The sequence below is a fragment of the Herbaspirillum lusitanum genome, assembly GCF_046025995.1.
Taxonomy (GTDB): Bacteria; Pseudomonadota; Gammaproteobacteria; order Burkholderiales; family Burkholderiaceae_D; genus Herbaspirillum; species Herbaspirillum lusitanum_A.
The window spans coordinates 504,944-524,552 of the sequence record NZ_JAQQFM010000004.1; the positions used below are offsets into that span (position 1 = coordinate 504,944).

At 61.2% G+C, this 19,609-nt stretch carries 12 protein-coding genes; 7 read left to right on the forward strand and 5 right to left on the reverse strand.

Annotation, left to right across the window (positions count from 1 at the left end; genetic code table 11):
• The first annotated feature begins 300 nt into the window (after positions 1-300).
• The 5 genes from PQR62_RS10890 to PQR62_RS10910 all read left to right on the forward strand — a co-directional run bounded on the left by PQR62_RS10890 (position 301) and on the right by PQR62_RS10910 (position 6,576).
• Complete coding sequence (locus PQR62_RS10890) at positions 301-816, forward strand: sigma-70 family RNA polymerase sigma factor (RefSeq protein ID WP_408157719.1); 516 nt, start codon at positions 301-303, stop codon at positions 814-816.
• On the forward strand, positions 813-1,844 hold the full coding sequence (locus PQR62_RS10895) for a FecR domain-containing protein (protein ID WP_408157721.1): 1,032 nt from the start codon (positions 813-815) through the stop codon (positions 1,842-1,844). The genes PQR62_RS10890 and PQR62_RS10895 overlap by 4 nt, the downstream gene beginning before the upstream one ends.
• A gap of 199 nt (positions 1,845-2,043) precedes the next feature.
• Entirely contained in the window at positions 2,044-4,497 is a 2,454-nt protein-coding gene (locus PQR62_RS10900) for a TonB-dependent siderophore receptor (protein ID WP_408157723.1), read from the forward strand.
• 97 nt (positions 4,498-4,594) lie between these two features.
• A complete protein-coding gene (locus PQR62_RS10905) occupies positions 4,595-6,256 on the forward strand; it encodes a PepSY-associated TM helix domain-containing protein (protein ID WP_408157725.1) in 1,662 nt (553 codons plus the stop codon).
• Positions 6,253-6,576 carry an iron transporter gene (locus PQR62_RS10910; RefSeq protein WP_408157727.1) on the forward strand — a complete coding sequence of 108 codons (324 nt, stop codon included), beginning with the start codon at positions 6,253-6,255 and terminating at the stop codon, positions 6,574-6,576. The genes PQR62_RS10905 and PQR62_RS10910 overlap by 4 nt, the downstream gene beginning before the upstream one ends.
• A gap of 73 nt (positions 6,577-6,649) precedes the next feature.
• Here the strand turns inward: PQR62_RS10910 and PQR62_RS10915 are convergent, their stop codons facing one another.
• The 3 genes from PQR62_RS10915 to PQR62_RS10925 all read right to left on the reverse strand — a co-directional run bounded on the left by PQR62_RS10915 (position 6,650) and on the right by PQR62_RS10925 (position 11,345).
• On the reverse strand, positions 6,650-7,543 hold the full coding sequence (locus PQR62_RS10915; protein ID WP_408157728.1) for a ketopantoate reductase family protein: 894 nt from the start codon (positions 7,541-7,543) through the stop codon (positions 6,650-6,652).
• A gap of 235 nt (positions 7,544-7,778) precedes the next feature.
• Positions 7,779-9,326 carry a methyl-accepting chemotaxis protein gene (locus PQR62_RS10920; RefSeq protein WP_408157730.1) on the reverse strand — a complete coding sequence of 516 codons (1,548 nt, stop codon included), beginning with the start codon at positions 9,324-9,326 and terminating at the stop codon, positions 7,779-7,781.
• A 387-nt stretch (positions 9,327-9,713) separates the two neighbouring features.
• Positions 9,714-11,345, reverse strand: a complete 1,632-nt coding sequence (locus tag PQR62_RS10925) for an HD domain-containing phosphohydrolase (protein WP_408157731.1) — start codon at positions 11,343-11,345, stop codon at positions 9,714-9,716.
• Positions 11,346-11,371: 26 nt separating this feature from the next.
• Here PQR62_RS10925 and PQR62_RS10930 point away from each other — a divergent pair, with 26 nt between their 5' ends.
• Positions 11,372-11,641 carry a hypothetical protein gene (locus PQR62_RS10930; RefSeq protein WP_408157733.1) on the forward strand — a complete coding sequence of 90 codons (270 nt, stop codon included), beginning with the start codon at positions 11,372-11,374 and terminating at the stop codon, positions 11,639-11,641.
• A gap of 537 nt (positions 11,642-12,178) precedes the next feature.
• A complete protein-coding gene (locus tag PQR62_RS10935) occupies positions 12,179-12,952 on the forward strand; it encodes a 3',5'-cyclic-nucleotide phosphodiesterase (protein ID WP_408157735.1) in 774 nt (257 codons plus the stop codon).
• A gap of 76 nt (positions 12,953-13,028) precedes the next feature.
• Here the strand turns inward: PQR62_RS10935 and PQR62_RS10940 are convergent, their stop codons facing one another.
• Positions 13,029-13,790 carry a FecR family protein gene (locus tag PQR62_RS10940; RefSeq protein ID WP_408157737.1) on the reverse strand — a complete coding sequence of 254 codons (762 nt, stop codon included), beginning with the start codon at positions 13,788-13,790 and terminating at the stop codon, positions 13,029-13,031.
• A 71-nt stretch (positions 13,791-13,861) separates the two neighbouring features.
• Positions 13,862-19,609 (reverse strand): two-partner secretion domain-containing protein, encoded by a 5,748-nt coding sequence (locus PQR62_RS10945; RefSeq protein ID WP_408157739.1) that lies wholly within the window; start codon positions 19,607-19,609, stop codon positions 13,862-13,864.

Here is a 19,609-nt window from a genome sequence, read left to right on the forward strand (position 1 = left end):
GCCGCGCACGTTGCGCGAAAGCGACATTGTACGCGGCCTTCACCAGCGTGGGATCACGCGCGGGATGAATCGCCGGATCAGCCCTGCCGCATGCGGCTCTTGTCGCTGCTGCAAGGCCCGCTTTCAAGGCCTGCAAGCATGCACTCCTGTACAAAAATCGCCTGACATGGGTATTTGCAGCACATGCCGGGCTTGCTCCTTTTCCGGTTCTTTGTTTGCCTTGCCGTCCGGGCCAACACTATAATCGAGAATTATTCTCAATATTATTTGAGGGACTTCTAGAATTTCCCTCCAGCGGCCATGCCCATCGTCGACGCGCCCAGCCAAGCCATCGAAAGCCTCTACAAAGACCACAGCAACTGGTTGCGGGGCTGGTTGCGCGCGCGGCTGGGCAATGCCTGGGACGCGGCCGATCTGGCGCATGACACCTATGCACGCATCCTGCACAAGGGCACGCAGCCGGCGGCCGAGGATTCGCGCCGCTATCTGACCCAGATCGCCAGCGGTCTGATGATCGACCTGTTCCGGCGGCGCGGCATCGAGCGCGCCTATCTGGACGCGCTGGCTTTATTGCCCGAGGCGCAGGCGCCTTCCGAAGAAACGCGGGCGCTGGCGATTGAAGCCCTGCTGGAATTGGATCGCATCCTGAACGGACTGGCCCCCAAGGTGCGGCGCGCCTTTCTGTTATGCAAACTGGATGGCCTGAGTTACGGCGAGATTGCGCGCGAACTGAGCGTGTCGCTCTCATCGGTCGAGAAATACATGGTGACGGCGCTGCAAGCCTGCTATCTGGCGCTGTACGAAAGCAGCCCGTGAGCCATCGCGAAACTGGCGCCATCGGACAGTTCGAAGAAACTGCGCAACGAACCGGCCAGACCTCCAGACAGGCCATTGATCAAGCCATCGTGCAGCAGGCGGCGCGCTGGATGGCGCGCCTGTGGTCGGACGATGTCAGCGCGGCCGACACCGCAGCCTGCGCGCACTGGCGCCAGCAACATCCAGAACATGAACGCGCCTGGCAAAGACTGCAGAGCATGGAGCAGAAGTTTTCCGCCATGCCCGATCCGGCGGCGCGCCATGCGCTGAAATCGGCGCCTGAAAAAATCATGCTGACGCGCCGCAAGAGCCTGCAGATGCTCGGGCTGGCGCTGGCCGCCGGCGGCAGCACCCAGTTGATCCGGCGCAGCGACACCTGGCGCCTGCTGTCTTCGGATTACGCCAGCGCAGTCGGCGAAATCCGCAACCTCAGCCTGCCCGACGGCACCCAGGTGGTGCTCAATACCAACAGCGCCATCGACATCGATTACACGAGCAGTGAGCGCCGCATTCTGCTGCGCGCCGGCGAGATTCTGGTGAGCACTGCGCCCGACAACGCGGCGCAGTACCGGCCCTTGTCGGTGCACGCGCGCGACGGCGGCATCCGCGCGCTCGGCACCCGCTTCGTGGTGCGCCAGCAAGATCAGCAAACCAGCGTTGCCGTGCTGCAGGACGCGGTGGAGATACGCCCGCGCCAACACCCGGATCAGCTCATCCGCCTCGATGCCGGCCAGCGTCTCGACTTTTCGGCGGCGCTGAGCGGGCCGATCGAAACGCTGGGCGAAAACACGGCGAGCTGGTCGCGCGGCGTGCTGGTGGCGGAGCAGATGCCGATCCAGGCCTTTATCGACGAGCTGGGACGCTATCGTCCGGGCATCCTGCGCTGTGCGCCGGAGATCGCCGACATGAAAGTCAGCGGCGTGTTTTCGCTGCGCGACACCGACCGCTCGCTGCAAAACCTGACGCTGGGTCTGCCGCTGCAGCTGAGCTATCGCACCCGCTATTGGGTCACGGTATTGCCGCGCTGAAACCATCCCCATTTTTAAAATATTTTTGCTCCGCGATTGAGGGTTTCGCTTTCTCGTTCGGAAACAACAAGAACGAACACGCAAATATCCTTAAACGAAAGGGCAGGACAACATGGGGCAGGGGAAAATCACCGCGCGCTACGGCCACGCACAAATAACGGGCAGCAGCATCGATCATGCAGGGACAAGGCCATCGGGCTTGAACCGGCCCCGGGCCGTTGTGATCGCCGCCAGAACATTGATCTGTCTGGGCCTGGCGACCGGCATCGCCGGCACGCTCAATATTCAGGACGCCTATGCGCAAACTGCCGCAGCCGCCACCCGCTATGAACTGCAACTGCCGCCGGGATCGCTGGATCAGACCCTGAACCGCTTCGCCGGCGCCACCGGCATCGAACTGTCGATGGACGGCGCACTCACCGCCGGCAAGAACAGTCCGGGCCTGAAAGGCAATTTCAGCATCGACGAAGGCTTTGCCGAAATCCTCAAGGGTCAGGGACTGAGCCCGGTGCGCGGCAGCAATGGCGCTTACTCGCTGCGCCGCATCGAAGCGGCAGCGCAGGAGGCATCGCAATCGCTGCCGACGGTCAACGTCAGCGGCGAAGCGGAACGCACTGCCACCACCGAGCAGAGCGGCTCCTACACCACGCGCGCCGTGAGCATCGGCAAGATGAACCAATCCCTGCGCGAAACGCCGCAATCGGTCACGGTAGTGACGCGCCAGCAGATGGATGACCAGAATCTGGTGCAGCTGGATCAGGTGCTGGCGCAGGCGACCGGCTTTACCAAGTCGCAGCGCAATTTCGGTTCGCACACCTTCATGGTGCGCGGCTTCGCCCTGAGCAACTATCTGCAGGATGGCATTCCCGGCACCGCCTACGATCCGACCGGCTGGTTCCCGATGGACACGGCGATCTATGACCGTGTCGAAATCCTGCGCGGCGCAGCCGGCCTGATCGTCGGCGCGGCCGATCCCAGCGGCGCGGTAAATCTGGTGCGCAAGCGCCCGCGCGCGGAAAGACATTTCGACGTCACCACCAGCATCGGCTCCTTTGATAACTACCGTACCGAAGTCGATGCCGGCGGCCCGATCAATGCCGAAGGCACGCTGCGCGGACGCGTGGTCGCGGCCTATCAGGATCGCAAGTATTTCTACGACGTCACGCATTCGCGTGAACCCTTGCTGTACGGCGTTCTGGAAGCGGATCTGAGCCGCGACACCAGACTGGCGGTAGGTTTCCGCCATCAGGAAAACACCATCGACGGTCTGTGGCTGTTCGGCCTGCCGCGCTACAGCAACGGCAACGCGCTGGATGTCTCACGCTCCACCGCGCTGGTGCAGGACTGGAACCGCCAGACCACCAACGTGAATGAATTCTTCGGCGACGTCGAACACAAACTGGGCGGCGACTGGAAGGCCAAGCTTTCATACAACCACTCCGAAGGCAGCCTCAATCAGAAGCTGGCCCTTCCGCGTGGCGCGGTTGATCCGGTCACACTGTCCGGCGCGCGCTTCTACAGCCTGTACTACAAGCAACTGACGGTCATCAGCGACAGCGTCGACGCCAATGTCACCGGGAGCTTCCAGGCGCTGGGCGGAACCCATCAACTGATGGTCGGCGCCGACATGTCGAAAGTGCGCAGCAACTCCAAGAGTGCGTCGCGCAGCAGCACCACGGCCATCAATGTCTTCGATACCAATCACTCCGCTATCGCCGAACCAACTGCGGCACCGGTCTGGAGCGATGACTCCGATACGCGCGACGAGCGCTACAGCGTGTATGGCAGCACCCGCCTGCAACTGGCAGAGCCGCTGCATCTGCTGCTGGGCGGGCGTCTGAGCTGGGTGAAGTATCAGGCGGTCAGCCGCCTCACCGGCAACAAGACCAGTGATTACAAGCAGGACAGCGAATTCACGCCTTACGCCGGGCTGGTCTATGACCTGAACAAGCAGTGGTCGGTGTATGCCAGCTATACCGATACCTTCCAGCCGCAGAGCTCTTACCAGACCGCATCCGGCGCAGCACTCAAGCCGGCGGTAGGCTCCAATATCGAAGCCGGCGTCAAGGGCGAGTTCTATGACGGCCGTCTGAATTTCTCGGCCGCCGTCTTCAGCGTGAAGAAGGACAACATCGCGGTGATCGACAACGCCAATCTCGGCAACTGTCCCAACTCGCTGGCCTCCACCGATTGCTACATCAACGGCAGCACCTATCGCAGCCATGGTTTCGAAACTGAAATCAGCGGTGAGCTGACGCGCGGCTGGAACGTCGCCGCCGGCTACACTTTCGTGGTCAGCCGCAATGACGCCGGGCAGAGCATCAGTGCGGAAACGCCGCATCATCTGCTGCGCCTGTCGACCAACTACAAGCTGCAGGGCGATCTGAGCGGCTGGTCCGTGGGCGGCGGCGTTTCGGCGCAAACCGGCTACGCCTTTCCGGCGGAGGACAATACCAGCGTCATGATGGGCGAAGGCGGACGTGCAGTCTGGGATCTGAATACGGCTTACCGCATCAACAAGAACTGGAGCGCGTCACTCAACATCACCAACCTGTTCGACAAGCGCTACTACAGCATGCTCGGCACGCTCGCGCGCGGCAATTACTACGGCGAATCGCGCGCCGCAACACTGACGCTGCGCGGCAACTTCTGAGCATGAGTTGCAAGCGCAGGGCCTGCGCCACATCGAAAGAGGCGGCGCAGGCGGATCATGCAGGGAGAGCGGCGTGAAGGACAGCTTCCGGCAAAGCATGTCCTGGCTGCACACCTGGTGCGGCCTGACTTGCGGCTGGCTGCTGTGCGCCATCTTCCTGGCCGGCACCCTGAGCGTGTTTCGTGAGCCGATCACGCGCTGGATGGAAGCGCGTCCGGCACTGCCGGCTGCGCACTCCGGGCCTGCCTCATCTGCCACTTCATCTACAACCACAGCGGATCCGCTGGCGCCGGCAGTGCATTACCTGGCACAACATGCTGCGCAGGCGCGCGCGTGGATCATCACCCTGCCCGCGCAGAGCGGCGACGCCGTGCTGCTGTCGTGGCGCGCCGCGAACGCCGGCGGCGGTGGTAAAGCCGGCATGCAGCAGGCCGCGCTCGATCCCGCCAGCGGTGCGGTGCTGCCCTCGCCCTGGGGTCGCGCGACCGAAGGCGGCCGCCATTTCATGTCCTTCCACTACATGCTGCATGCCGGCATTCCCGGCTTCTGGGTGGTCGGCTGGGTCGCCATGTGCGCGCTGGTAGCGCTGATCTCGGGCGTGGTGGTGCACAAGCGCATCTTCAAGGACTTCTTCACCTTCCGTCCCGGCAAGGGACAGCGTTCCTGGCTGGACGCACACAACGTCAGCGCGGTGCTGGCGCTGCCCTTCCTGTTCATGATCGTCTACACCGGCCTCAGCTATTTCTACAGCAGCTATGTGCCCTTGCCGCTGCGCGCGGTCTACGGCGACGATACTCAGGCATATCAACGATTCCAGAATGAACTGACGCATGCTGACGCTGCAAATGCCGCGGCTGCTGCGACCGGCAAGACCGGCAATGTGAGCAGCGTCGCGCCGACCTCAGCTCAGCGGCCCGATCTGACGCCGCTGTTGCAGCAGGCGCGCGCACTCACCGGCGGCGAGATCCGCCGCATCGTTGTCGAACAGGCAGGCAAGCCCGGCATGAAGATACGCCTGCTGGGCGACGGCACGGATCACGACAGCACAGCCATCCTCAATCAAAACGGCGTGCTGCTGCTTGAAGCGGCCAGCGGCAAGATTGTGCAATTGCAGAAATCCGGTCCACCCGAAAAATTTTCCAGCGAACACATCCATGGCGTCCTGGAGCGCCTGCACATCGCCAGCTTCGGCGGCTGGGGCATCAAGTGGCTGTACTTCCTGAGCGGCCTGATGGGCAGTGTGATGATCGCCACCGGCACGCTGCTGTTCGCGATCAAACGGCAAAAGAAAAGCCTGATGGAATTCGGCGCCGGCACGGCCTTGGTCTATCGCTGCGTCGACGTGCTGAACATCGCCGCGATCATCGGAACCTGCCTGGCCTGCGTCGGCTATTTCTACGCCAACCGTCTGATCCCCGCCGACCTCGCCGGCCGCGCCCAGCTTGAAATCAGCGCCTTCTTCTATGTGTGGCTGGCCAGCCTGCTGCATGCCGCGCTGCGGCCTGCCGGCAAAGCATGGATCGAACAACTGGCGGCCACCGCCGCGCTCTGTCTGGCGCTGCCGCTGCTCAACTGGCTGAGCACCGGACAACAGCTCGGCTTCTATCTGTTGCAGGGCGACTGGCAACGCGCCGGCGTCGAACTGACGGCACTGGGCTTCGGCCTGCTGTTCCTGCTGATCTTGCGCAGACTCACCACCAGAACCGCGATGAATGAAAAAGCGCAGACGGCGCGCAGCGCACGGGAGGGGAATGCATGAGCGGCACCAGCAACAGCGGCGGAAAAAATCGCGGCCGGCATTATCGCTGGGAAATTGTCGGACGCATGCTCGCCGCCATCGCCGGCGGCTATCTGCTGGCCGCCATGACGGCAGCGCTGCTGGCGATCGCGATTCCGGCGATCTCGCCGCTGACGCGGGCAGAGGGCGTGCTGATCGCCACCCTGCTCAGCTTTCTGTTCTACGCGTTGTTTGCGATGTGGGTGTTCAGCATGCGCAGCGCCGGCAGGATGTGGACCTGTCTGATGCTGCTGGCGGCGCTATTGGCGGGCTTGCTCGCGGTGTTTTCGGACACGCTCTGAGCCTGTGCCACGGCAGGAGATGCCGACCTCTGAAATGGCGATCAAGCCGGACCGGGCGCCGCCCCCCCCTTATTCAGGCCTGCTTGCTCTCCAGCAGCCTGACCAGCGTATGCATCACGCGATTGACCGGCGTCGCCACGCCCAGCGCTTCGCCGCGACGCAGAATGAAGCCGTTCAGATGATCGATTTCACTGCGCTTGCCGCGCGCCAGATCCTGCGCCGTCGATGAGAATTGCGTCGGCATGGTGGCGGCGATCTTGCGCACTGCGCCGTCGATATCCGGCGGCAGAATCACCCCTTCCGCCTGCGCCACCGCCGTGCATTCGCTGACCAGCGAAGCGATCACATCCTTGACGCCTTCGCCCTGCACGATCCTGCCGTAAGGCAGTTGCGTGATGGCGGACAAGGCGTTGTAGGCGCAGTTCAGAATCAGCTTGGCCCACAGCGCGCCGCGCACATTATCGGAAACTTCGGTCGGCACGCCGGCCGCAATCAGCGTCTGCGCCACCGCCGCGCTCGCACTTGAGGGCTCGATCACCAGTTCGCCGCGACCATGATGTCTGACGTGGCCGGGGCCGGCCATTTCGGTGGCGACATACACCACCGCCGCCGCCACTTCCTGCGGCACCACGGTGCGCAGACGATCGGCATTGTCGGTGCCGTTCTGCAGCGTCAGCAGCAAGGTCTGCGGCGTCAGAAACGGCAAGAGTTGCGCACCGGCCGCTTCGGTGTCGGTGGACTTCACGCAGAACAGCACCAGCTCGGCGCCTCGCACAGCAGCCGGCCCGGTGCTGGCCGACAGCATGACCCGTTCGTCAAAGCTCTGGGCTTCCAGCCGCAAGCCATCTCGCTGCACCGCCTCCACGTGTTGCGGCCGGCCGATCAGCACCACCTCGTGGCCGGCGCGCGCCAGCATGCCGCCGTAATAGCAACCGACTGCGCCTGCGCCCATCACTGCAACTTTCATGTTTTCCCCTTGGTCTCTGTGGCCGCGAGCGGCACGTACTTTTTGTCAGACAACCGTCACCATGCGCGGCCGTCCTGCATTTCAGCGTCCGAGATTAGCACAAGGAAAAGATCGATTCAGAAGCGGAACACGGGATCAGGAAGACGCGACCGCTTCAATGCGGCCGCATCGGCTTGAAGGCATGATCGTCAGATCAAGCCTCAGCGTCAGATGAAGAGATGGATCAAGCAGCCGCTCAGCGCTCCAGCTTGAAGAAGGACACCGCGCGTGAAAGTCGCGTGGCCTGATCCTGCATCGAGGCCGCTGCGGCCGCCGCTTGCTCCACCAGCGCCGCATTTTGCTGCGTCACTTCATCCATCTGCACCACCGCCTGATTGACCTGCTCGATGCCGGTGCTCTGCTCCTGACTGGAGGCGGAAATCTCGGCCACGATGTCGGTGACCCGGCGCACACTGGCGACCACGTCGGACATCGTCGTGCCAGCCTGTTCCACCAGTTTGCTGCCGGTGTCCACATTCGCCACCGAATCGTCGATCAGGGTCTTGATCTCTTTGGCGGCCGAGGCGGAACGCTGCGCCAGCGAACGCACTTCCGAAGCCACCACCGCAAAGCCGCGCCCCTGTTCGCCGGCGCGCGCCGCTTCGACTGCGGCGTTGAGCGCGAGGATGTTGGTCTGGAAGGCAATGCCGTCGATCACACTGATGATTTCAACGATCTTCCTGGACGAGGCGTTGATCAGTTGCATGGTGTCGATCACCTCGCCCACCACGCTGCCGCCCTTGATCGCGGTGTCCGAAGCGGACTCCGCCAGCTGGTTGGCCTGGCGCGCATTTTCGGCATTCTGTTTGACGGTGGAGGTCAGTTCTTCCATCGCCGCTGCGGTCTCTTCCAGCGAGCTGGCCTGTTCTTCGGTGCGCGAAGACAAATCCAGATTGCCGGTGGCGATTTCGTTGGCGGCCGTGGTGATGGTGTCGGTGCCGCTGCGCACTTGCGACACGATCTTGAGCAGACTTTGGTTCATGGCCTGCAAGGCCTTCATCAGTTGTCCGGTTTCGTCATTGCCGGCCGCCTCGAAACTGACCGCCAGATCGCCGCCGGCGATACGTTCCGCCACCGTCACCGCAGAATTGAGCGGCCGTGAAATCAGGCGCGCAATCCACATCGACAACACCAGCGCGAACACCACACAGGCCGCCAGCAAGGCGAAGATGCCGACGCGCGCGCTGCTGTAAGTGGTATCTGCCAGGATATTCGATTGCTGGGCGCCCGCGTCATTGAGCGCCACCGCCTTTTCGATGGAAGCCAGCGCCTTCTGATAGTCCGCGGAGGAGGCGACGTTGACTTCCTGCGCCTCGTCCTTCTTGCCATCCTGCGATAGCGAGACGATCTTTCTGTGCACGACGAAGAACTGTTCTACGTTCGCCACGATGTCGGCGTAAATTCTTTTCTCCTCTTCGCTGGAAATTTCCGCTTCATAGTCCTTCTGCAGCTTCTTGAGCGTCACGATCAGGCCATCCGAACCTTTGGAGTTGGCGGCCATTTTTTCGGGATCCTTGAGCAGAATGTTCTGCGCTTCGCTGCCGCGTATGCGCGCCATCAGCAATTGAATCTGCGACAGGCTGCGAATCTTGGGCAGCCAGTTGGTGGCGATGTCGCCCGAGGCATTGTTTACCTTGGACAACTGGAACACCGCGAGGAAACCGAGCGCAAAGACCAGCAGGATGACGGCAAAAAATGTGGCGATGAGCTTTTTGGCGATCTTCAAGTTGTAGAACCAGCTCATGAACATGTCTCCTGAAATGATGAAATGAAATGGCACGGGCGCCCCGCCTGTTACTGCAAGGAAATCGCCTGAATCAACTGACCATGTTGCGCGGCTCGTTTTTCTATTCTGCGCCGGCCTTTGTGGTGCGCTGCTTCACTACTTAACGACCACGCAAGACGCGATCTTTACCTGCAGGCGTGTAAATATTTGATGACGGGCACAGGCGATCAGGGAGGAACCCAATGCGAGCATGCATGTACATTCTGAGCGGCATAACAAGCAGCTTCGCGCTGAGGTCCATGGTTGCAGTCGACAAGCGTTCGACATTCCCCGGCGCCAATGAAAAATGCCGTTCAGCTTTTCAGCTGAACGGCATTGTCTTTGCGATCGACACTGAGCACGCGCTCAGGGCACGAAGCCCGGAATCTTGCTGTGATCGACTTCATCGATCTGGCTCGGCTTCATGAACTTTTCGGCGTAGCGCTGATACACCTTGCTGCGCACGAAGACGTCGAACAGGTCGGGGTCGATGTGGTCACGGGTGCGGAAACCGCCCAGAATTTCCAGCGCCTCGCTCAGCGTATTGCCTCGCTTGTAAGGACGGTCGGCGGCGGTCAGCGCTTCGAAGATATCGGCAATCGCCATCATGCGCGCCTGCAGCGACATCTCATCGCGCTTGAGCCCCTTCGGATAACCCTTGCCATCCATGCGCTCGTGGTGGCCGCCGGCATATTCGGTGACGTTGCGCAACTGCTTGGGCCACGGCAGCGACTCCAGCATCTTGATCGTGACCACGATGTGATTGTTGATGATCTGACGTTCGGCGTCGTTCAGCGTGCCGGCGCGAATGCGCAGGTTTTCCGTTTCATCAGCGGTCAGCAGATTCTGCATCTCGCCGGCCGGTCCGCGCCACTGACGACTTGCAATGTCCAGCACGCGCTGCTGGTCGTCCGGCTTCATGCCTTCGCTGCCGACATTGCTCTTGCGCAGCAGATTGCGCTCCTCATCGAGCAAGGCACATTCCTGCTGAAATTGCTGATCCAGCTCGGCGGCTTTCTCAGCGGTCAGCGCGGCGCCCAGAGCGCATTTCTCCTTGAGGATGCGAATCTCGGCATCGCGCTTGAGTACTTCAAAACGGGTGTCGACCATCTCGATGCGGTCAAAGATGGTCTGCAGTTTGGTGGCCTTTTCCACCACGTGATCGGGCGTGGTGATCTTGCCGCAATCATGCAGCAGGCCGGCCACCCACAACTCGCGGCGGTCGCGTTCGCTCATGCTGAAACCGGCCAGCGGTCCTGCGCTGGTTTCATGCGTGGCCTCGGCCAGCATCATCGCCAGTTCCGGCACGTGCTCGCAATGGCGGCCGGTGTGCGGCGACTTTTCATCGATGCCGAGGTTGATCAGCTTGATGAAATGCTCGAACAGATTTTCCAGGCGGAAGATCAGTTGCTGGTTGGTGATGGCGATCGCCGCCTGCGAGGCCAGCGCTTCGATGAAGTGCTGATCGGTTTCGGAAAACGGATGCGGCTTGCCGGTGTAGGGATCAATCGCATTGATCAGTTGCAGCACGCCGACCAGCTCGCCTTCATGATCCTGCATCGGCACGGTCAGAAAGGATTCCGAATGGTAGTCGTACTTCTGGTCGAACAAGCGCATGCCGGAGAAATTGAATTCATTGACCTGATACACGTCCGGAATATTCACCGAGCGCCGCGTATTCGCAGCGTAGGCAGCCACTGCACTCAGGTTGGGTTCGCCGCCGGCCAGTTGCAGCGGGATGTTGGGAATGCTGATCTTCTCCGCGCTGCTGCCGCCCTGATGCATCTGCAGCGAGTCGTTGATCGAGATGTAGAAGGCCAGACTGTTGTCGTCTTCGTCAATCCGGTACAAGGTGCCGCCGTCGGCCAGCGTGATGTTCTTTGCCGTTTGCAGGATATGTTCCAGCAGCAGCGGAATATTGCGGTTGTTGCTCAAGGCAACACTGAGCTCTGTCAGCTTTTCCAGCCGATAGGCGATGTCGATGTGATGCGTTTCCATTATGTGTGACCGCGCGCAGAAAGTGGATGAGGAAGAGCAACGGCGAGAACAGGCGCAAGGACGCCGCCGGCCTGGACGACGTGAATCCGGGCATGAGTCCGCGCCTGAAGCCGGACACGAATCGCGGTGCAAATCGCAGCGCGAACCACAGTGCAAATCACAGCGCGAATCAGCGCGCGAATTGCACCGTGACTGGCGTCATGCCTCAAGCCATGAATCGCAAGATTCAAGGCGCTGATGACGAGCGGCATGATCCGGTTTCCGGAGCGGTGGCTGCAGCCTTCCCTGCTGACTGACGTGCGCATCTTTTCCCTGATAAAGATGTACTGCTGGTTGACGTGTTGGCGTGCGTTATCGGTATATTTGTCTGTGCATGTTTCATGCCACGTAGCGCAGGCACCCCTGCCGTTCGCTCGCGTTTTTATTCTTTCCTGCTGGCTGTCGATGCTGGCAAGCGGCCTGAGGCTCGCATCCTGCTGCGGCGATGTTTTGTTTGCCGACAGCCAACCTGCTCATTATCTCCAAGCCGCGTCATTTGGTGCAACTTATTTAAGTTGCCACACAGAAGCTGCGCGACGGAACAACAGCCATGCTCGCCGGCGCGCTGCGGCAAGGGTGTTTTGATTGATTTAGGCTGACGGATCGCTTACCATCGAAGCTCGTTGCAATAATTACCACACCACCCGCAAAGCCTTGTCCAGCGGCAATTTCAGACTGGTCATGCAGAGCGGGCAACGACAGGGGAAGCACGGAGATGGTCGCGATGCGAACAATTACTCGGCAAGTGCATCGAACTCGATACGACCAGAATACTCATCAATAACAAGCTCAAGATGCGCGTAGAAATTCTCGGATGCAGCGGCGGTATCGGTGGCAACACCATGCGAACCACTTCGATGCTGATCGATCAGGACATCCTGATCGACGCCGGCACCGGCGTCAGCGACCTTCCCTTGGTGGCGCTGGCCGCCATCGACCACGTCTTCATCACGCATTCGCATCTGGATCACATCGCCTGCCTGCCCTTCATCCTCGACAGTGTGGGCGACATGCGCAACACGCCGCTGACCATGCATGCAACGCAGGCGACGCAGGACATCATCCGCAGGCATATTTTCAACTGGCAGATCTGGCCGGATTTCAGTGAAATCCCGTCGCCGGAAAATCCTTTCCTGCGCTTCAACACCATCGAAGTCGGCAAGTCGCTGCGCATCGGCCATCGCAGCATTACCGCGTTGCCGGCCAACCATACCGTACCGGCGGTCGGCTATCAGCTGGAAGATTTGCGCAGCCATGCCAGTCTGGTGTTCAGCGGCGACACCACCAGTTGCGACGCTTTATGGAAAATGGTCAACGAGATCCCGAATCTGCGTTACCTGATTCTGGAAGCAGCCTTCCCCGACAAGCTGCGCGAACTGGCGATGATGTCTAAGCACCTGTGCCCTAGCCTGCTGCTGGAAGAACTGGAGAAGCTGCAGAGCGATCCGGAAATTCTGGTCACGCATGCCAAACCCGGCCAGTCCGATCAGATCGAAAAAGAACTGCGGGCAGGCGCCGGCCAACGCAGGATCAAGATGCTGGCCATGGAGTCGGTGCTCACCTTGTAAAGCAGCGGCAGCGCATTCAAGGCCTTGTGCAGCTGCCGCTCCGCGCCCCCCTCTTCAACGCCCCCTCTGCCTCAACTCACTGAACGACGCAATCGATAGAACTTGTTCTGCTGGTGGTCAAGGCGGGCACATTCTGGCTGATCGATGGCGGCATCGTCACCGGCACACCTTGCGCCGGCGGTATGAGCACCGGCGGTGCATTCAGATTCGCGACGAAACCGAACTGCCCCGCCTGGAATACCTGCTGGCCACCCGGATTGACGACAATCACGGCGCCCTGCGACACATCGACGTGCAAGCCGTTCTGTGGAGTCGAACCGCTGGTGGTCGGCACGCCGCCGCAATCGTTCTGGCAGAACAGCGCACCGAAATTGGTGCCGCGAATACCGATGGTCGCCGTCGGCGTATTGAAATTGACCGCCTCATGATTGCGCTTGCCGACCAGTCCGGTCACCGCACGCAAACCGCCCTTGACCAGATTGATGGCGACGTTGTCGTTCTCCGGTTTTTGCTCGTCGTAGAGATATTTCGCCACCTGGATTTCCGATCCGGGACGCAACACGATTTCCGCGTTGTCCATGAACTTGACCCGGGTGTAGGTTTCCTTCTCGGTGATCAGGGTGTCGCCTTCCAGAATCGACGACTTCAACGCCAGCACCACACGCTTGCCATCCGCATGCTTGGCCGACAAGACGCCCGACAGGTGCGTGACGGTGCCGACCACCTTCGATTGCGCGTGCGCGCTGGCGCCCGCGGCCGCCAGCAACAGCAGCATGAGGAAATGTCGCAGCAGCGCCGCTGGCGCGGCTTGTGTGCGGAGTCTGAAGAGTCGTTGCATGCTGCTTCCCAAAATGCCCGGCCGTGTAGTGGATTGCGGTTTGAATTGCGTTGCGTTCACGTTGTTCATCCTCAACTGCAATACATCTTGGCGCTGGACTTCGCCCGGCTGTCGCCGGCTTCGGTATCACCGCCAAAGGTGCCGCTGCTGCCGCCGACGGTCTGAGCCGGCGTTGCCGTCACAGGAACGACCGGAACCGGAGAGACCATCACCGTCTGCGTGACCGGATTCGAGAACAGCACCGGCGTGGTCGTGACCTGATTGGTCGATACGGCCTGCTGTTGCGATGCGTTATTGATCGCATTCACGATCACCGGCGAGGTCGCAGTCGTCGAACTACCGACCGGCACCGGGATTCTGGTGCCATTCGCGTCCGTAATCGTCACACCCTGCGCATAGGCAATCGGGATATTCGGATTGTCGACCGAGAAGATCGCGATGCCCGGCGGCGAGGTCGAGATGTTGGCGTTGATCGTCAGGCTGTTGCCGGCGCTCAGATTGATGTTGCCGCCCGCAGATTGCAGCAGGCCGTTGATCACCAGATTGTCCGAGCTGGAACCGCTGTTGCCGGCCGTCAGAGTGATATTGCCTGCCGCATCGAGACCGCCGCTGCCGATGGTCAATGGGCTATGCGTCACCAGGCTGATACTGCCGGTCTTGGACTGCACCTGGCCGGTGGTGTTGATGCCGAGCAGCGCCAGCCTGCTGGCGGCGCTGGCGCTGTTCGTCGCCGGCAGATTGCCGAGGAAGTCGGCATTCGAACCGATCGCCTGCGTGATCATGCCGCCGGTGTTGCTGATCGATACATTGCCGCCCGCATTCGTCACGCCGTTCAAGGCCACCACCGAAGTATCGGCAGTATTCAACGAATTGGTCAGCGAGATATTGCCGCTGCCGCTGTTGTTGGCGGCAAAGGCTGCGATCTGATTGCCGCTATTGTTCAGCGCGGTGCCGGTGACGGAAGAAGTGATCAGCTGCTTTTTCACGCGCAATGCAGTGCCGGACTGCTGCGCCACGGAAGCGTTCTCCGACTGCAGCACCAGATTGTTGGCGGTCACCTGCCCAACTGTCAGTGTGCCGCTGGCCTGGTTCAGGGCCGCATCATCCAGCGTCATGCTGCCGCCGGTCTGGGTGAAAGATTCGGACACGTTCAGCTTCGATCCCGTCAGGCCGGTGACCGTGCCGGAACTCAGGGACAGGCTGTCGAAACGGGCGTTGCCGGCCAAGGTCAGGCCGCCGGACAGCACGCTCACATTCAACGAGGAAAGCGCATTGGCGATGGTCACATTGGCGCTGGAGGCCTCACCAGTGCCAACGCGCAGATTGCCGCTGCCGGTGGTGCTGCCATTGAGCGTGAGCGCACCGGATGTCACATTGATTGCACCGTTGTCGGTGGTCGCCGAACTGACTGTCAGGTTGCCGCCATTCACATTCAGCGCACCGCCCGAATTGACGATCAGCTTGTCGATCGTATCGTTGCCGTCGCCATACACCGCGCTCACGCTGCTGTTGACCACCACCGTATCGATCTGGGTCGGCAGATAATTCACGACGTTGCCGTCAGCGTTTCGCCATACGTTGCGATCGCCCCAACTCCAACTGCCGTCGATGTTCCTGGCATAGAAAGTGTCCGATCCCATCAGGGCCAGCCGCACGCCAAATTCACCGTAAGTAGCCTTGACCATCTGCTTGGCGCCATCCACCGTGAGTACATCGCCGGTGACATAACGGAAGTAGCTATTACCCATCGCGCCGGTGCCCTGATTGAAACTGAAGGGCGTAAAACCGATATCGGATGCTGGTATGTAGCCATTCAACAGCTTGGTCTGCAAGGTGCCGCCAGTAGAGCCGCCAAAATTGACGGAAGCCCCTCCGAAAGTGATCCGGTCAAAACTTTCGTCACCGGCAATATCCACCATCACAATACCGCTGGCGCTCTGCGAGAAATTGCCATTGATGGTCATGCTGCCCACCGTGCCATTGCCGCCGGGCGCCAGGGTACCGCTGTTGTTGAAGCCCTCGCTGCCGGTACTGGAAATTGTGCCATTGCCGCCGATGAAGCCACCGACGTTATTACTGATGCTGCCGAACGTCATGGAGCCGCCGTTCAGCGTCACGTTGCCGCTGTTGCTGAAGCTGCCCGAGCTGCCGACGCTGGCGCCAGAGGCCACCAGCACAGTGCCGCCGCTGTCATTGACGAAAGAACCCGCCCCCTTCAACTGGCTCGCCGCGAGGAAATTGATGCTGCCGCCGTTCTTGTTGCTCAGCACCGAAGAGGAACCGGTCTCGAAAGTCCCGTTGACGCTCACGCTGCCGTAGTTGTCCCAGGCTGAATAATTGTCCAGCAGCAGCCCCAGCGTTCCGCCCTTTACCGTCACATTGTTATAGGTGCTCAGCTTGTTGGAGTGCGCTTCGTCGGCGCCTTGCAGGATCACCGCCGAACCGTTGCTGCCGTCGAGCGTCAGCGACGGGCCGTTGGCGGCCAGTGTCAGCGGCGCACTCAGGCTCATGTTGCCGGTCCAGGTCATGTTGCCGGCGCCGGTGAAGGCGGTGCCGCTGTTGAGCTGCATGTAGCTCAGCGTGACATTGGCGCTATTGGCAATGTCGACGTTGCCGCTGAGCTGCCCGCTGGTCAAGCTCAGCGCACCGCCCGTCACGCTGATATTGCCGCTGCTGTTGATCTGATCCACGCTCAGCGAACCGGCGCTCAGGCGCAGCGTGCCGGTGTTGGAAAATCCGTTGCTGTCCGTAATGGTCTGGCCGGAGCCGCCGACATTCATGGTGCCCGAATTGAGCATCGCAGATGTGCCGGAGACGCTCAGTGTGTTGCCGCTGCCGGTGATGTTGGTGGTGCCGCTATTGCTGAACCCGGCGCCGCCTTCAGACTGAACTCTCACGGTATTGCCGCTGCCGCCCAGTGCCAGCAAGCCGGCATTATCGAAGCCGTTACTGTTTTGCGCCTGCAGCGTGTTGGACGAGCCGCTGAGGTTGATCACGCCCGTGGCCGAGTTGGACAGCCCGCCGATACCGGCCGCCAGCGTGTTGCCGGTGCCGCCCAGATTGATCGTGCCGGTGTTCACAAACTGCTGGCCGCCGCTGATGCTCAAGGTGTTGCCATTGGCGCCGATGGTCAGTGTGCCGTTGTTTTCCAGAGCACGGATGTTGGCCGTGGTTTGCGCAGCGCTCTGGCTGATGTTGGCGTTGTTGACGATTTTCCCGGCGCCGTCACCTTCGCCGTAGGCATTCAGGTTCACGGTCTTGCCGGCGCTGCCGAGCACGATGGAGCCGGCGCCGTTGTTGATGATCGCCGCAGCCGTGGCCAGGTTGGTGCCATTGATCAGCAGGCTGCCGGTATTGGTGGTGGTGCCATTGAGCACCATGCTGCTGCTGGTAATGTTGAGCGTGCCCGAATTCGTCACGTTGCCGTTGACGTTGACCGTGCTGCCGTTGGCGTTGACGGTACCGGCATTGCTGAGATTGGCAGTGAGCGTGGCCAGATCATCCAGCGTCAGAACGCCGGATGCGGAATTATTCAGTCCCAGGGACGCCGTCACCGTTGCGTTGTACAAACTGAATTGCCCGCTGTTGGTGATCTGGCCGCTGGCGACGCTCACATTGCTGTTCTGCAGAGCCAGGGTGCCGGAATTGATCAGACCCAGGGCCGCGATGATGCGCGAATTGATCGCCGTGATCTGGCCGTTGCTGTTGTTGACCACCTGCCCGCTGGCGGTGGTCAGATTGCTGTTCTGCAGCGTCAGCGTTCCCGAATTGCTGAAGCCCTGCGCAGCCGAAATGCTGGAAACGTTGGTCGACAGTTGCCCGCTGTTGATGACTTGCCCGCTGCCGGCGGTCAGCACACCGTTTTGCAGCACCATCGTGCCGGCATTGTTCAGTCCGTGGGTCGCCGTCAGCGAGCCGTCGGTCAGGCGCAAGGTGCCGGTGCTGGTGACTTGCACACTGTCCGCAGTCAGACTGGCCTGCGTCACGTTCACGGTCCCGGCATTGTTGAGCGATCCGCCCAGGATGACTGAGTAGGACGTATCGCCGGTCAGCGTACCGCCGCCCAGCACCACCAGATTGCCCGCCTTCAGGGAGCCGTTCGATGCCAGGTTCACGGTCGAACCGGAACCGATGGTCAGGCCGCCGTTGCCATTCCCGTTCACACCTTCGCTGGCCGTCAGCACGCCTTTGTGCAGCATGATGGTGGCGCCGTTACCGATAGTGGCGGCATGCGATGTGCTGCTGCCGGTGCCCAGATAATTGCTGTTCAGATTCAGGCTGAGGGCGGAATCGCCATAGCCTGCATCCGTGATATCGGCATTGATGTTGATATTGTTGATGGCGTTCAGCGTCAGGCTGGTGGAGCTGTTGCCGGTCTTGACGATGGCGCTGCTGACCGTGATGTTGCCGGCGCCGGTGCCGCTCTGACCGGTTGTGAGGGTCACACCGATACCCTGATTCAGCTTGGCGGTGATGGTGTCGGCGCCGATCTTGGCGTTTTCGCCCACCGACGAAATCGCGTAATTGACCTGGCCGCCGTCATTGCTGGTCGACACGTTTGCACCGCCGGCGACGACTTCGATGTCATACGGATCGATATACCATTGGCCGCCGGAACTCAGGGTCGGTGCGTTCACCACATTCAGCGACCTGAGGCCTGAAGTTTCGACGAACCCGCCCTGGCCCGGTGCGCCGGTGGCAGAAACCGAGCCGTCGATGAAGGCGGCGTTGTCCGCATACAGCGTAATATTGCCGCCCTGCGTGGCGCCGTCGGCGCTGATGCTGGACGTGGCCGAAGTCGTCAGATTGCCGGAAGCGCGCAGGAAAATGCGACCGCCTTCCTTCACCGCACTCGAAGCGCTGATGATGCCGCTGTTGTTGATCAGACCTGCCGCAATGCCGATACGGCCGGCCGATGCCGTGATCTCGCCCAGATTGGTCACGCTGCCGGCGCTGCCGGTCACGGCCACGCTGACGCCCGGCGTTGCGGTATCCACCAGTTTCACGGTTTCGCCTGCGGCCAGCAGCACTTCGCCGTTCGGACTGCGGATGATGCCGCTGTTTTCGACACTGCTGCCGATCAGATAGACGCTGCCGCCGGTGGCGCTTTTGATGGTGCCCTGATTCTGCACCGCGCCGGCGATGTCGCCCTTGGTGAACGTAAGGCGGCCCGCCAGAAAATCGCTGTCGCTAATCGCCAGCGTGCTGGCGATGAAGCGGCCGACATCGATGCTGCCGCCGGGTCCGACCAGAATGCCGTTGGGGTTGATCAGCGCCACGGTGCCGATGGCGCCGCGCAACTGACCGTAAATCTGGGTGACGTCGCCGCCGGTCACGCGCGCCAGAAAGGCCGAGGCCGAACTGAGCTGGCTGATGTCGACGATCGCATTCGAGCCGATGCTGAAGCTCTGGAAATTGGCGATGGCTTGCGGCGTGAGCTGGTTGATGTTCAACACGTTGCCGTTCTGGCTGAAGACCACATTGCCGTTGACCACACTCCAGCCGGTCGGCAAGGTATTCGGCGCCGGCGCGGCAGCCATCACCGGCGCATTCCAGGCGCCGCACACCGCAGCAGTTGCCAATGAAACACGCAAGGTAGATGCCAGCATCGAACGCCAGGAACGGCGCAGCAGACCGCTCAGCAGATTCGGCAAGGGCTTGCGCGGACGCCAGCTCAGCGTCAGGCGGCGATTGCCGACGCGCATGGTGATCGAGGGCGGCAGCAATTCAATATTCGGAGCATACGATGTGGCCGGCCGGCGTGAAGCGTCCTGCGCTTGCATGGTGTCTTTGGCGTGTTGTTGATGTGAGTTTTGCAT

What these genes read in the sequence shown, in the direction of transcription:
- PQR62_RS10940 (WP_408157737.1), bottom strand. Translation starts at nt 13,790, where the DNA reads ATGCAACGACTCTTCAGACTCCGCACACAAGCCGCGCCAGCGGCGCTG.
- PQR62_RS10915 (WP_408157728.1), bottom strand. Translation starts at nt 7,543, where the DNA reads ATGAAAGTTGCAGTGATGGGCGCAGGCGCAGTCGGTTGCTATTACGGC.
- PQR62_RS10890 (WP_408157719.1), top strand. Translation starts at nt 301, where the DNA reads ATGCCCATCGTCGACGCGCCCAGCCAAGCCATCGAAAGCCTCTACAAA.
- PQR62_RS10925 (WP_408157731.1), bottom strand. Translation starts at nt 11,345, where the DNA reads ATGGAAACGCATCACATCGACATCGCCTATCGGCTGGAAAAGCTGACA.
- PQR62_RS10945 (WP_408157739.1), bottom strand. Translation starts at nt 19,609, where the DNA reads ATGCAAAACTCACATCAACAACACGCCAAAGACACCATGCAAGCGCAG.
- PQR62_RS10910 (WP_408157727.1), top strand. Translation starts at nt 6,253, where the DNA reads ATGAGCGGCACCAGCAACAGCGGCGGAAAAAATCGCGGCCGGCATTAT.
- PQR62_RS10920 (WP_408157730.1), bottom strand. Translation starts at nt 9,326, where the DNA reads ATGAGCTGGTTCTACAACTTGAAGATCGCCAAAAAGCTCATCGCCACA.
- PQR62_RS10930 (WP_408157733.1), top strand. Translation starts at nt 11,372, where the DNA reads ATGAGGAAGAGCAACGGCGAGAACAGGCGCAAGGACGCCGCCGGCCTG.
- PQR62_RS10935 (WP_408157735.1), top strand. Translation starts at nt 12,179, where the DNA reads ATGCGCGTAGAAATTCTCGGATGCAGCGGCGGTATCGGTGGCAACACC.
- PQR62_RS10905 (WP_408157725.1), top strand. Translation starts at nt 4,595, where the DNA reads ATGTCCTGGCTGCACACCTGGTGCGGCCTGACTTGCGGCTGGCTGCTG.